Genomic DNA, 14680 nt, shown 5'->3' with positions numbered 1-14680 from the left:
TTACAATTTTAGAAACAAAAAAAGCGAATGAATCAACCATTCGCTTATTTTTTTAAATACTTAGCCTTAAACTAATTTCTTTGCGTTTTTAACTTTTTGCTTTGTCAATGCTATTTTGATCACATCACTCATTTCAGTAACATAATGAAATTTAAGACCTTTTAAATATGATTCTTTTATTTCATCTATATCACGTTTGTTTTCTGCACAAAGGATAATCTCTTTTATATTCGCTCGTTTTGCAGCTAATATTTTTTCCTTGATACCACCTACAGGCAATACTTTTCCTCTTAAAGTAATCTCACCAGTCATAGCCAAGTTTGATTTTACTTTTTTCTGAGTCAATACTGAGACTAATGAAGTCAGCATCGTGATTCCTGCACTTGGTCCATCTTTTGGAGTTGCTCCTTCAGGAACATGAATATGAATTTTATAATCGTCCAACACCTTTTGATCGATTCCAAACTCCTCAATATTTGCTTTTATATATTCCAAAGCAATCGTTGAAGACTCCTTCATTACTTTTCCTAAATTACCCGTGATAGAAAGTTCTCCTTTTCCTTTAGACAAAATAGATTCAATAAATAAAATATCTCCACCAACACTTGTCCAAGCCAAGCCTGTTACTACACCAGCAACGCTGTTATTCTCATACTTATCTCTTTCCATTTTTGAAGCTCCTAAAATGGTAACAATATCCTCATCAGATAATTTTACATTATAGTCATCTTCCATGGCAATAGACTTCGCAGCATAACGCACTACTTTTGCAACCTGCTTTTCTAAACTTCTCACACCAGATTCTCTTGTATAACCTGTTACAATTTTTTCCAATTGCGCTTTCCCAACTTTCAAATGCTCAGTTGTCAAACCGTGCTCTTTTAATTGTTTTGGTAACAAGAATTTTTTAGCTATTTCAGTTTTCTCCTCAATGGTATACCCCGAAACATTGATCAATTCCATACGGTCTCTCAATGCCCATGGCACCTCTCCTATATTATTCGCTGTCGCAATAAACAACACCTTAGAAAGGTCATAACCAACCTCTAAATAATTGTCGTAAAACTCTGTGTTTTGCTCTGGATCCAATACCTCTAACATTGCGGCAGATGGGTCTCCACCATGACTCGAGGCTAATTTATCAATCTCATCTAAAACAAAAACAGGATTTGACGTATTGGCCTTTTTCATATTCTGAATCAATCGTCCAGGCATAGCACCAATATATGTTTTTCTATGTCCTCTGATTTCAGATTCATCTCTTAATCCTCCTAAAGACATACGAATGTATTTTCTTCCTAAAGCCTCTGCCACAGATTTACCAAGGGATGTTTTACCAACTCCTGGAGGTCCATACAAACAGATAATTGGAGATTTCATATCCCCTTTTAGCTTTAAAACAGCCAAATGTTCAATGATTCTTTCCTTCACTTTTTCAAGGCCAAAGTGATCTCTATTCAAAATTTTATCTGCACGTTTTAAATCAAAATTATCTTTTGAATATTCATTCCATGGCAAATCCAACAACAATTCTAAATAGTTTCTTTGAATTGAATAGTCGGGCATTTGAGGGTTCATCCTTTGCAACCTACTAATTTCTTTATCGAAACGTGTTTGCACTTCCTTACCCCATTTTTTATCATTTGCTTTTTCCTTCAACTCAACCAATTCCTCGTCATGGGAAACTCCTCCTAACTCCTCTTGAATTGTTTTCAATTGTTGTTGCAAGTAATATTCTTTCTGCTGTTGATCCATATCAACACGTGTTTTAGATTGAATATCATTACGTAACTCCAAACGTTGCAATTCTTTATTCAACTCTTTTAAAGTGGTAATTGCACGCTCTTTCAAAGAACTTTTTTCTAATAGGCTCTGCTTTTTCTTCACACTTAAATTCATGTTAGAAGAAATAAAATTTACTAGAAAAGATTGACTTTGAATATTTTTAATAGCAAAAGCAGCCTCTGAAGGCAAGTTTGGATTTTCTTTAATTACCTCCAAAGCAGATTCAGTTACTGATGACATAATTTCTTTAAACTCATCAGTATCTTCAATAAAACTATCTTCCAAGAAATCTTGTGTCGTTGCCTTTAAATAAGGTTCTTCCTGAATAACTTCATTTACTTGAAAACGTTTTTTCCCTTGAATAATTACGGTTGTATTTCCATCAGGCATTTTCAACACTCGTAAAATCTGAGCGACTACTCCTACTTTATGAATATCTTTTTCTGTTGGCTTTTCTACCGATGAATCAATTTGAGAAACAACCCCTAAAATTTTATCTCCACTATTTACGTCTTTAATCAACTGTATAGATTGATCTCTACCCGCCGTGATAGGAATCACAACCCCTGGAAACAACACTGTATTTCTTAAAGGTAAAATGGCTAAAGTTTCAGGAATTTCCTCTTTATTTATCTCCTCTTCATCTTCTGCTGTCATCAATGGAATCAACTCTGAATCCTCATCAAGCATATTTTGCAAAGACAAACTGTCTATTTTTATCACTTTTGAATTGCTCATATATATATTTTACTGTCAAACTGACATTAATTCTAAACCAAACTTCAATTCGGAAATCTACCTATTTCCAAAAACCCTTTTAAAACAAGGTTTCATTGAAGTTTTAACGCTCTATTACAGTAAATATTTCAATTCTCGTGCCAAGACGCTTAATCAGACAAACTATACTGTCGATTATATTTTTTAATCCAACTCATCTATCAAATGAAATTTAAAATACATTTCTTCTCCATCTCTTTCTACCAACAGATCCACTCGTCTATTTTTCTTTTTATAAAAATGTTCAATTATGTCACCATAAGATTTATGATGAACTGCTATATCATCAATCTCTAACAATACATCTCCTTTTTTTAATCCCCCTAAATCCCCTGGAGAACCTTTTCTAACATTGGCAATGATATAAGATGGTTTTAAAGCAAAATGATAGTCTAGAGAAACTAAATTATTATCACTTTCAACTAAATTAACCCCGGTTTGGCGAAATTCTAAAACCATAACACTTCCGTTATAATTGATTTCCAATCCGCTCATATTGTAATAAAACTCCTCCTTATATCTTGAGTTTTTTTTCAAGTACATTTTTTCACTTCTATAATCAAACCAAACAGTAAATCTTTTTAAAATCCCCGCACCTAACGTACCACTCCTTCCTTTAATTTTTTTAGCCTTTTTTGCGACATCCTCATTCAAAAAAGAAACTATTGGATTCCCAAAATCATATCCTCCAAAAGCAAAGGTTTCTATTCTAGATTTATCTCCATGAATACTACCCGTCAAACTTTCTCCTAACAAATCTGTGAAATATTTGGGTGGTAATTTTTCAAATTTATTTACATCTTTGAACAACCATAAAGCCTCAGTACCACCTGTATCAATTAGTAATTTTACAGGTTTATGAGCGGTATCATTTTCAAATATTTTAACCTGACCTTCCATGTACGGTTTGTCATTATGAAAAACCAAATCTATTTTTTTGACTTTGTCCTCTTTGTGCTTTTTATCATAAAAATATTCTCTATCATAAACGATTATTTTATTTCTCTTGTAATCAACTTTAATCACATTATTTCGAAAAAAGTCAGCTCCAATCAATCCATGAATCGCAATCCCTGTTTTGGCCGAAAAATTTAATTTTTCATCTTTCAACAAAAAAAAATCTCTGTTAGGAAGTACCATGCTTTTATATCTCACGGTATTCCCCATAGACACATATGCCTTTACCGGTTCTCCATAACCAAAACCTCTAAGATTTACGGTGCGCAAAGAATCTTTAATAAAAAACTTTCCATTTTCTCCCAAAAAAAGAATATTTCCCTTGACACCGGTATCTAAAATAAAATCACCGGGCACCCCATTTAATTCTAAGGGAAGAATGATTAAATTATTTATAAACTTAAATTTTATACTTTGATACTTTTTACCCGGACGCAAATTAGACACCTTTTGTGCAGTCACAGAAAAAGTGAGAAACAAAACCAATATGTAGGCAATTTTCTTCATTCGGTCCATTTTTTCTCTAAGTTACAAAAGAAATCTTTTTTTTCTCAAAAAAAACGAGCTATTATTGAGGCTTTTAAGGTAAAAAAATTAAATTTGTATGCTATTTTAAAATTACAATTTTCACAAAAACAGAAGCATGCCACAAATATCTAAAAAGGGAATATTAACGCCAGAATCACCAATACGAAAACTGGTTCCCTATGCTGAGGCAGCAGAGAAAAAGGGCATTCATATTTATCACTTAAATATTGGTCAACCCGACATACACACTCCCAAAGTTGCCTTAGATGCTGTAAAAAACAATACCATAGAAATTCTTGGTTACACTACATCTAACGGCTCTGAGCAATACCGTGAAAAACTTGCCAATTACTATAGTGGACATAATATAGCGATTGAAAAAGAAAATATTTTGGTGACCACTGGTGCCTCAGAAGCTTTATTATTCACCATCGCTTGCATCACGGACCCTCATGATGAAATTATCATTCCAGAGCCTTTTTACGCTAATTATAATAGTTTTGCTATTGCTGAAGGGGTTAATGTGGTACCTATCACTTCTACGATTGATGAAAATTTTGCTTTGCCTAAAATTTCAGATTTTGAAAAAGTCATCACTAAGCATACAAAAGCGATATTAATTTGCAATCCTGGAAACCCAACCGGAGTTGTCTATTCTAAAAAAGAAATTCATCAATTAAAGGAATTAGCCATCAAATATGATTTATTTCTTATTGCAGATGAAGTGTATAGAGAATTCGTATATGACGATGCAGCACATTATTCTATTCTAAATGAAGAAGGAATGAATCAGAATGCCATTATGATTGATTCTATCTCAAAAAGATACAGCATGTGTGGTGCTAGAATTGGTTGTATTGTTTCAAAAAACAAAGATTTCCTAGATACCATTATGAAAATGGCACAATCTAGATTAAGTCCACCAACTTATGCTCAAATTGCTGCTGAAGCTGCTCTAGAAACCCCACAAAGTTATTTTACTGAAGTGGTGGAAGAATATACTGGCAGAAGAAATATTTTGGTAGAAGAATTGCAAAAAATTGAAGGAGTTAAAGTATTTACTCCTCAAGGAGCATTTTACTGTATCGTTCAATTACCCGTTAAAGATACAGATGTATTTGCTCAATGGATGCTGGAAAAGTTTTCTGATCAAAATGAAACTCTGATGGTTGCTCCCGCAAGTGGATTTTACACTTCCAAAAACTTAGGAAAATCGCAAATAAGAATTGCTTACGTTTTGAATAAAAAAGAGTTGGTTCGATCTGTAGAGATTTTAAAACTTGCCTTAGCTAAATACCAAAAAGAATTTAGCAATTAAAACTTATGCAAATACAACATAATATTTCTCTAAAAAACTTTAATACTTTTGGTATTGATGCCATAGCAAAACAGTATATCGCTGTTAGCAGTCTAGCTGAACTTCAGAAAGTTTTAAACGAACATAAAGATGTATTTGTTTTAAGTGGTGGCAGTAATTTATTACTTGTGAATGATATTGACAAGTTAGTCATACATTTAAACCTAAAAGGGATAAGTACCGAAAAAAGTAATAACAATCAAGTATTAGTTGCTGTCAGCGCAGGAGAAAATTGGCATGATTTTGTATTGTGGTGTATTGATCATAATTTGGGAGGATTAGAAAACTTATCATTAATTCCTGGTAACGTTGGAACCTGCCCTATTCAAAATATTGGTGCCTATGGTGTGGAGGTAAAAGACACCATAGATACAGTCCAAGCAATTGAAATCGAAACAGGAGAAGTCAGAACTTTTAAAAATTCAGAATGTAATTTTGGTTATAGAAACTCTGTTTTTAAAAATTCGTTGAAAGGAAAATACATCATTACCAAAGTAACATTCCTTCTCACAAAAGAATCTCATCAATTAAATTATTCTTACGGAGCTATTCAAACAGAATTAGAGGCACTAAACATCACAGCACCTACTATCAAAAACATCAGTGATGCGGTAATAAAAATTAGAAACTCCAAATTACCAAACCCAAAAGAGATTGGAAATAGTGGAAGTTTTTTTAAAAACCCTATCATCTCTTTGGAACTTTTTGAAAAACTAAAAGTAATACATCCAAACATGCCTTCTTACCCGGTAAACGACCACTCTGTAAAAATACCGGCAGGATGGCTGATAGAACAATCTGGCTTTAAAGGGAAGCGTTTTGGTCAAACAGGCTCTCATAAAAATCAGGCTTTGGTTTTGGTTAATTATGGAAAAGCAACAGGTTTAGAAATTTATGCTTTGGCTAAAAAAATTCAAGCCACAATCTTTTCTAATTTTGAAATAGCGCTAGAGATTGAAGTGAACGTAATTGAATAGCAATTACTATGAAAACCGAAAACTCGAAAAATATTATTATTGTAGGTGGTGGACCAGCAGGAATGATGGCAGCTATTGAACTGAGTAAAACACACAAGGTATCACTATTTGAAAAGGGAAAAACCTTAGGTCGTAAGTTTTTGGTGGCAGGCAAAGGAGGTTTTAACCTAAGCAACAGTTTGATTGATAAAGAGCTTTCCTCCAAGTACACACCTAACTATTTATTTACTAATATTTTAAAATCATTTGATTCCAAAGCAACGGTGACTTGGTTAGAGGAATTAGGGATCCCTACCTATGTAGGGTCAAGTGGTAGAATTTTTCCAGAAAAAGGAATCAAACCGATTGAAGTATTGAACGCCTTAAAACAGAGAATGATCAAACAAAATGTTTCTATCTACCTAGAACATGAAATGATCGATTTCAATAAAAGCTCTATCACTTTTAATAATAAAACCTCAAAGTTTTCAAAAGAATTTGACACTTGTATTTTTGCCCTAGGAGGTGCTTCATGGTCTATTACAGGCTCAGATGGTTTATGGACGCACTTAATGCAAAAAAACAACATAAAAACATCCACTTTTGAACCTTCCAATTGTGGGATTATTGTGAATTATAATAACAAGCCTATAGCACAACATATAGGAACTCCATTAAAAAACATTAGGATTACTTTTCAAGATAAAATCGTAAAAGGTGAAGCCGTCATCTCCACTTACGGATTAGAAGGAAATGCTATATACCCTTTAGCAAATGCAATAGGGACTTTGTTAAAAAAAGGACAAACAACAATTTCAATTGATTTAAAACCTTTCAATACCGAAAAAGAATTAATATCAAAACTAACCAGTACCACACAGCCTAAAAACTATGGTTATGTTTATAATTTGAACAAAGCTCAAATCGCTTTGATAAAATCTTTTACTGACAAAGAAACGTACATAAACCCAATTCGTTTTGTCAAAGCCTTGAAAAGGCTTGCTATTCCTATTGAAGGATTGAGACCTATTGAGGAAGCGATTTCTACAACCGGCGGAGTTCCTTTAGAAGAACTAAATGCAGATCTTTCCTTAAAAAAAATCCCCAACATATTTATTGCTGGGGAGATGTTTGATTGGGACACCATTACTGGTGGTTTTTTATTACAAGGTTGTTTTGCCACCGGTTACTTTGTTGCAAAACACATCAATTGATTGTTTATTTTCAGAAGGTACTTTTACATACAGATAAAACAAACCCGCTGCGGCAATCAGCAAACCTAGAAACTCACGGGTTCCTTCTAAATAAGGTTTTTCATAAACCATTTTCCCAAAAAGTTCTTCCTTGTGCTCTATTTGAATCCAGTCCATGAAATAAGAAAAATAATACCCTGAATACAACAAATAAGCTACAATTAACCCTAACAATAGTTTTTTAGGCAGCACTACAAAATTAGCAACCACACAAAATACTGCTACAAAAAAGTACAATAAAAACCACTCTATTGGATCAGGGTCGTTTAACTGAACTATTGCAAATAAAACATACAATACTGCGAGTGCAATATTTATTTTTTTCCTTTTTTCCATTTTAGTTATTTCCCAAAATTAATGGCAAACCTTCCTTTCCACTTCCTACAACAATCACCTTAGAATTTGGAGATTTTGCCAGTTCTACTGTAGCCTGAATTCCTTTTTCTTTTAAAATATTATCAGTCAAAGATTGATTTAAGATTCTATTTGCTGCTGCTTTTCCTTCCGCATCAATTCTTTGTCTCTCTGCTTCTTTTTGAGCCTTTTGGATTGTAAATTCATATTCTAAGAATTCTTGCTCTTGCTTCAATTTATTTTCAATCGCCGTTTTTATCGTTGGAGGCAATGTTACATCTCTAACTAACACTTCATTCAATTGTACAAACTGCTCATCCAAAATAATTTTAGTTTCTTCAAATATTTCCTCTTGAATTGCATCCCTCTTACTAGAATAAATTTGTTCGGGTGTGTATCTTCCTACCACACTTCTTGCAGCAGATCTAATTGAAGGTTTGATAACTCTATCTAAATAACTTTGCCCTTTCTTTTGGTGCAATAAACCTAATTGATTTGCATCCGGTTGGTACCAAGCACTCAATTCTAGTAAAATATCCAAACCATTAGAGGATAAAACCTTCATCTTTTCCAACAACTCTTGTTGACGTACTTCATAAATAATTACTTTATTCCAAGGTGCTACTAAATGAAACCCCTCACCTAAGGCTGGTTTATCCGTTACAACTCCTCCTCCAAATGTTTTATACAATACTCCAGCTTCTCCTGATCCTATAGTAACAGTTGCCTTTGAGAAAAAAATGACAGCAAAAACAGCAACTATTATAAAAACAGCTCCTCCTTTTGGAAAACGTATATCTAATTGATTATTACTCATATTATTTTATTTTTAGTTAATTATTAATTTCTTCGTTCAACACCATAAACATGGTATCCGATACTTTTATATTTTTTCTTAATCTAGTATAGTTTTCTCCGCCTGGTATGAAACAGCAACCTGCAAATTCACAGTCATAGAACAATTCTACATCAAATAAAATGCCATCCGGCAATTGTTCTTCTTTGTAAATTTTAATTGACAAATTGTCAAATTTCGGCCAACCACCATTCGGACAAAAATCAGAAATGGCGAACATATCAATATTCGCCATTATTTTTTCTTTCAAACGCAGTTCCATTTAATTGGTAAACGTATACAAGAATATAATATCCCCCTGAGCAGCAGGTTTTCTTTCGCCTTTTATTTCAATAGTAACATTCAACACAGCTTTAGATGTCCCTCTTAAATCTACTATAGATTTTAAAGAAGCCACCAAACGTATTTCGCTATCCACTAAAACAGGTTTCACAAACTTAAAGTTCTCTATACCATAGTTTACCATCATTTTGTTATTTCTAACCTCCGCAATTTGTTCCCACAAATAAGGCAATAATGATAAGGTTAAATACCCATGTGCAATGGTAGACTTGAATGGACTTTCTTTTTCTGCTCTTTCTTTATCCAAGTGGATCCACTGATGATCTAATGTCGCATCAGCAAACTGACCGATTTGGTCCTGTGAAATTTTTAAATATTCTGAAGTTCCAATCACTTTCCCTTCGAAAGCTTTGTATTCATCAAAACTATTAATAATAACTACACTCATATTTTTATTTTAGTTGATTACTTAATAAGAAGCCTCTAATAGCTCCACATTACTTGACGGCAAGATAGTCAAACTTTTTTCATTTGCAGCCATCAAAATTGTTTCTCCCTTTTTTATCTCTAGCTCTTGATGCTCTATCTTTAAAACCGCTTTTCCTTCTGTACAAATATAAATCCTAAACGATTCATTTTCTTTGTAAGACAGCAGTAATTCATTACATGCTTTGATATAGCTTGTTTTAAAATAAGGGGTATCAATCATTAAATTTGATTGATTACTATCTTTGGGATATACAGTTCTATATTCTTCAACTTCTCTAAAATCAATTGCATCAATTGATTCTTCAACATGTAATTCTCTTTTCTTTCCAGTAATTGCATCTACTCGATCATAATCATAGACCCTATAAGTAACATCTGAAGTTTGTTGAATTTCCGCCAGCATAACTCCTTGTCCAATCGCATGAACTCTTCCGGCGGGCAAATAATACAACTCTCCTTTTTCTACCGGTAGTGAATTTAAATCTGACATTAAGGCTCCATCAGCAATACTTTTTTGATAAGACCCCTTATCCATCTTTTTATTGAAGCCAACAATCAAATCTGCACCTTTCTCCGAATCCATGATAAACCACATCTCGTTTTTCCCAAGACTGTCATGACGTTCTTTGGCAAGAGCATCATCAGGATGTACCTGAACAGATAAAGGCTTAGCAGCGTCAATAAATTTAATCAGAATTGGAAATTCATTTCCGTACTGATCAAAACACTTTTCTCCTACAAAATTAGCTCCAAAACTTTTTGTTAATGATTTTAAAGACTCTCCAATATGAATCCCCTCACCCACTAAAGTTTCATTCCCAGGAACCCCAGAAATCTCCCAACTTTCTCCAATCTTGGTTTCGGTATAATTTTTATGTAAAACAGTCTTTAATTTTTCTCCTCCCCAAATTCTATATTGAAATATGGGTTGAAATTTCAACAGTCCAATTGCCTTCTTTTCCATACTTTTTTTTATAAATATAACAAAAGAAAGCTATTGCAAACAATCACAATAGCTTTCTTTTTAAGTACTTTATATATTATGCAGTGATCATACCACCGTCAACATTCAATGTTTGACCTGTAATATAAGCTGACATATCAGATGCTAAAAACACACATGCATTGGCAATATCTTCAGGAGAACCTCCTCTTTTTAGTGGAATTGCTTGTCTCCAACCATCTACCACTTTTTCATCCAATTTTGCTGTCATTTCAGTTTCAATAAAACCTGGTGCAATTGAATTACATCGGATATTACGCGACCCTAATTCTAAGGCTACAGATTTTGTAAATCCTAACATCCCAGCCTTAGAGGCTGCATAATTCGTTTGCCCTGCATTTCCTTGAACTCCCACTACAGAACTCATATTGATGATTGAACCAGCTCTCTGCTTCATCATTGGACGAATTACTGCTTTTGTTAAATTGAAAACCGACTTTAAATTTACTTCAATTACATTATCAAAATCTTCTTCACTAATTCTCATTAGTAAATTATCTTTTGTAATTCCTGCATTGTTTATCAAAACATCAATCGTTCCAAACTCTTTTAAAACATCCGCTGCCAATTCTTGCGCTGCATCAAATTTTGCTGCATTAGATTGGTATCCTTTTGCTTTTACTCCTAATTCTTCTAATTCTTTTTCTAAAGCTTGAGCCGCTTCTACAGAAGAGCTATAAGTAAAGGCAACGTTAGCACCTTGTTTTGCGAAAGTAATCGCTATTCCTTTTCCAATTCCTCTAGTAGCACCTGTAATCAATGCCGTTTTGTTTTCAAGAAGTTTCATTTTCAATATTTTTAATTTGCAAGCAAATATACTCAAACCAACACAAACATATAGTAGATTGATTCTAAAAACGCCACACAGCCATGCAATGCATTAGTTCACAACATTATAAAAAACAAAACGGTCTATACCTAATAAAAGATATAGACCGTTTCAGGCGATTTAAAACCTATATTATTTCAACACGCTAGCAACCATTTCACCAATTTTAGCTGGAGAATCTACTACGTGAATTCCATTTTCTCTTAAGATAGCCATCTTAGCTTGCGCAGTATCATCTGCTCCACCAACAATTGCTCCTGCATGTCCCATTGTTCTTCCTGCTGGTGCAGTTTGACCTGCAATAAATCCAATAACTGGTTTTTTGTTTCCAGTTTCTTTGATCCATTTTGCAGCATCAGCTTCTAACTGACCTCCAATTTCACCAATCATAACAATTGCTTCCGTTTCTTCATCGTTCATCAACAACTCAACAGCTTCTTTTGTAGAAGTTCCAATAATTGGATCTCCTCCAATACCAATTGCTGTTGTAATTCCAAATCCTTGTTTTACAACTTGATCAGCAGCTTCATAAGTTAAAGTACCTGATTTAGAAACGATACCTACATTACCTTTTTTGAAGATAAATCCTGGCATGATCCCTACTTTTGCCTCATCCGGAGTAATAACACCTGGACAGTTAGGTCCAACCAAACGAGCTTCTTTTCCTTCTAAATAAGCTTTTACTTTTACCATATCAGCCGTAGGAATTCCCTCAGTAATACAGATAATCACTTTGATTCCTGCATCCGCAGCTTCCATAATAGCATCTGCACCAAATGCTGGTGGAACAAAAATTAACGTTGTATCAGCTCCCGCTTTTTCAACTGCATCAGCAACTGTGTTAAATACAGGCTTACCCAAATGCTCTTGACCTCCTTTTCCTGGAGTTACACCACCAACAACATTGGTTCCGTAATCAATCATTTGACCAGCATGGAAAGTACCTTCCTTACCTGTGAATCCTTGAACAATAATTTTTGAATCTTTATTTACTAAAACGCTCATAGTAGAAGTTTTGTTTATTTTTTAGTTTGTGAGAAAACAAAAGTATCGATATTTTCTTGAACAACGAGCAGTATCCCTAAGTTTTAATATTTCCTAATTTCTAACCTAGAATTATCTATAAATCCTTTATTTCAGATGCACAAAATTTAGGTTTTATCAAAAAACACACATTTAACAGGTCTAAATATGGTTCAACAGCAACTTTTACCCTTTGCCTAAAGGGTAAAAGTTTAGTTTTTAACAAAAGTTTACAGTTTTTCTAAAGCTGCAAGCGTTTATATTATTAAATTTGATGAACCTATTAATCTAACTCTTAGACTGTTCTTGCTATGTTTAACACAGATCTTTGGAATGAAATTTTTCAAAGCATAAATAAAAATAAGCTTAGAAGCATTCTGTCCGGATTTACCATACTTTTTGCGATTCTGATTTTCACTCTGCTGTCAGGTATATCCAATGGTTTGCAAAACACTTTTTCTGGTTTCTTTTCAGATGATGCTAGCAATACCATATTTCTTAGATCTGGTAGAACCTCTAAACCCTACAAAGGAAATCAGACAGGTAAACGCATCAATTTCAGCAATGAAGATTATGAATACGTCAAACATAAATACGACGATAAAATTCAATTTATAACAGCCCGTGTTTACAAAAATTTCACCGGCTCTTACAAAGGAAAAAAGAACGACTATAATATCAGAGCCGTACATCCGGATCATCAATACTTAGAAAACACGAAAGTTGTTTATGGAAGATACCTCAACAATAATGACATAGATAAAAAATTAAAATATGTTGTGATAGGTAGATTAGTGGTTGAAGATCTATTCGGAAACAAAAACCCCATTGGTAAACAAATCACACTACAAGGAATCTCTTTTCAAGTCATTGGGACCTTTGAGGATGATGGTGGCGATAATGAAGAACGTTTGATTTATATGCCTGTCACTACGGCTCAAAGCATCTTTTCAAACAAAGAATATATCAAAGAGATTAGAATTGCCTACAGTCCCAAAATGAATTATGCTCAAACCTTGGCATTCAGCAAGAAACTAACAGAAGATTTCAAAGAACGTTTTTCAGTTGCACCCAACGATCAAAGAGCCATACGTACTGTTAATTTTGCTGAGAGAAGAAGAGATATTAACCAAATGACTTTTGTTATTGGCTTGATGGTCATTTTTATCGGATTTGGTAGTCTTATTGCTGGAATCGTGGGAATAAGCAATATCATGGTTTATATAGTCAAAGAAAGAACCAAAGAACTTGGTATCAGAAAAGTTTTGGGAGCAAAACCTGGTTCTATTGTAATGATTATTCTTTTGGAATCAATTGTGATCACCTCTATTGCTGGTTATGTTGGTATGCTTATTGGAATAGGAACCTTGTCTTTAATTGGAGACAGTTTAGAAGATTATTTTATCACAGACCCAAGTGTAAGCTCTAATTTAGTGGTATCTGCCATGATTATTTTGATCATAGCCGGTTGCTTTGCTGGATATTTACCTGCAAAAAGAGCCGCAAGAATCAAACCCATAGTTGCCTTAAGAAACGATTAATTTATACCAAAGAATGAAGTTTTTATTTGAAAGTGATACCTGGCAAGAAATTTACGAAAGCATTCGTAAAAACAAACTGCGTACCATGGTTACTATCATTGGTGTTACTTGGGGAATATTTCTACTCGTTACTCTTTTAGGTAGCGCTAAGGGGATGGAGAATTCCTTCAATCGATTGTTCGGAAACCTAGCAACCAACAGTGTCTTTATTTGGGGACAAAGAACAAGTATGCCCTTCAAAGGATTTCAAGAAAACAGAAGAGTTCGTATCAAGTTGAGTGATATGGAAAAAATAAAAAATGAAGTTCCTGGTGTTGATTTCGTTGTACCAAGACATGCCAGAAACGGAACCCTATCAAGAAATTTTGAAACCGCTGATTTTACCGTATTTGGTGACTATCCACACCTCAACCGAGTACAGAAGAAAAACATGAGTTTTGGTCGTTTTATAAATGAAAAAGACATCAAAGAAAGAAGAAAGGTTGTAGTAATTTCAGAAGAAATCTTCAAACAATTATATCAAAAAGATGAAGAAGCAGTCGGTTCTAATGTATTAATTAATAATATTAACTTTCACGTTATTGGAGTTTTCAAAAGTGGCGAGTTCGATAATGAAAATAGTGTTCATATTCCCTTTACTTGCTTCCAACAAATATTCAATGCGGGAGACAGTGTGGGTTGGCTTATGAT

14 protein-coding genes are annotated in these 14680 nt (G+C 33.7%); 5 read left to right on the top strand and 9 right to left on the bottom strand.

The genetic code is table 11. From position 1 onward, the window contains the following. Positions 1 to 66: 66 nt before the first annotated feature. Positions 67 to 2523 (bottom strand): endopeptidase La, encoded by a 2457-nt coding sequence (lon, locus tag P8H68_RS00975; RefSeq protein ID WP_300320454.1) that lies wholly within the window; start codon positions 2521 to 2523, stop codon positions 67 to 69. A 183-nt stretch (positions 2524 to 2706) separates the two neighbouring features. Next, positions 2707 to 4026 carry a PDZ domain-containing protein gene (locus P8H68_RS00970; RefSeq protein WP_300320451.1) on the bottom strand — a complete coding sequence of 440 codons (1320 nt, stop codon included), beginning with the start codon at positions 4024 to 4026 and terminating at the stop codon, positions 2707 to 2709. A gap of 136 nt (positions 4027 to 4162) precedes the next feature. Here P8H68_RS00970 and P8H68_RS00965 point away from each other — a divergent pair, with 136 nt between their 5' ends. The 3 genes from P8H68_RS00965 to P8H68_RS00955 are packed head-to-tail and all read left to right on the top strand — an operon-like array spanning position 4163 to position 7574. Next, positions 4163 to 5365, top strand: coding sequence for a pyridoxal phosphate-dependent aminotransferase (locus P8H68_RS00965; RefSeq protein WP_300320448.1), 1203 nt, complete (start codon positions 4163 to 4165; stop codon positions 5363 to 5365). A gap of 5 nt (positions 5366 to 5370) precedes the next feature. Beyond that, positions 5371 to 6381, top strand: a complete 1011-nt coding sequence (gene murB / locus P8H68_RS00960; RefSeq protein WP_300320445.1) for a UDP-N-acetylmuramate dehydrogenase — start codon at positions 5371 to 5373, stop codon at positions 6379 to 6381. Positions 6382 to 6389: 8 nt separating this feature from the next. Continuing rightward, the gene (locus tag P8H68_RS00955; RefSeq protein WP_300320442.1) at positions 6390 to 7574 is read left to right on the top strand and encodes a TIGR03862 family flavoprotein; all 1185 of its coding nucleotides are present in this window, start codon (positions 6390 to 6392) and stop codon (positions 7572 to 7574) included. Here the strand turns inward: P8H68_RS00955 and P8H68_RS00950 are convergent. The 7 genes from P8H68_RS00950 to sucD all read right to left on the bottom strand — a co-directional run bounded on the left by P8H68_RS00950 (position 7524) and on the right by sucD (position 12431). Next, positions 7524 to 7949: a transmembrane 220 family protein gene (locus tag P8H68_RS00950; protein ID WP_300320439.1), complete on the bottom strand. Its 426-nt coding sequence runs from the start codon at positions 7947 to 7949 to the stop codon at positions 7524 to 7526. The genes P8H68_RS00955 and P8H68_RS00950 overlap by 51 nt on opposite strands. A gap of 1 nt (position 7950) precedes the next feature. Beyond that, positions 7951 to 8784: a prohibitin family protein gene (locus P8H68_RS00945; RefSeq protein ID WP_300320436.1), complete on the bottom strand. Its 834-nt coding sequence runs from the start codon at positions 8782 to 8784 to the stop codon at positions 7951 to 7953. Positions 8785 to 8800: 16 nt separating this feature from the next. Next, positions 8801 to 9085: a hypothetical protein gene (locus P8H68_RS00940; RefSeq protein WP_300320433.1), complete on the bottom strand. Its 285-nt coding sequence runs from the start codon at positions 9083 to 9085 to the stop codon at positions 8801 to 8803. Then, entirely contained in the window at positions 9086 to 9553 is a 468-nt protein-coding gene (locus P8H68_RS00935; protein WP_300320430.1) for a MaoC family dehydratase, read from the bottom strand. It lies immediately after the preceding gene. A gap of 21 nt (positions 9554 to 9574) precedes the next feature. Then, positions 9575 to 10558, bottom strand: coding sequence for a type I phosphomannose isomerase catalytic subunit (locus tag P8H68_RS00930; RefSeq protein WP_300320427.1), 984 nt, complete (start codon positions 10556 to 10558; stop codon positions 9575 to 9577). A gap of 76 nt (positions 10559 to 10634) precedes the next feature. After that, complete coding sequence (gene fabG, locus P8H68_RS00925; protein ID WP_152287437.1) at positions 10635 to 11384, bottom strand: 3-oxoacyl-[acyl-carrier-protein] reductase; 750 nt, start codon at positions 11382 to 11384, stop codon at positions 10635 to 10637. 174 nt (positions 11385 to 11558) lie between these two features. After that, on the bottom strand, positions 11559 to 12431 hold the full coding sequence (gene sucD, locus P8H68_RS00920) for a succinate--CoA ligase subunit alpha (protein WP_300320417.1): 873 nt from the start codon (positions 12429 to 12431) through the stop codon (positions 11559 to 11561). 329 nt (positions 12432 to 12760) lie between these two features. On the opposite strand from sucD, the gene P8H68_RS00915 reads away from it, so the two are divergent. Both P8H68_RS00915 and P8H68_RS00910 read left to right on the top strand, forming a co-directional pair. Next, the gene (locus tag P8H68_RS00915) at positions 12761 to 13990 is read left to right on the top strand and encodes an ABC transporter permease (RefSeq protein ID WP_300320414.1); all 1230 of its coding nucleotides are present in this window, start codon (positions 12761 to 12763) and stop codon (positions 13988 to 13990) included. 13 nt (positions 13991 to 14003) lie between these two features. Then, a partial coding sequence (locus P8H68_RS00910) for an ABC transporter permease (RefSeq protein WP_300320412.1) occupies positions 14004 to 14680 on the top strand: 677 nt, incomplete at its 3' end.

The sequence above is a fragment of the Flavicella sp. genome (assembly GCF_029238425.1).
GTDB lineage: Bacteria > Bacteroidota > Bacteroidia > Flavobacteriales > Flavobacteriaceae > Flavicella.
This window is presented reverse-complemented; position numbering and strand designations above follow the sequence as displayed.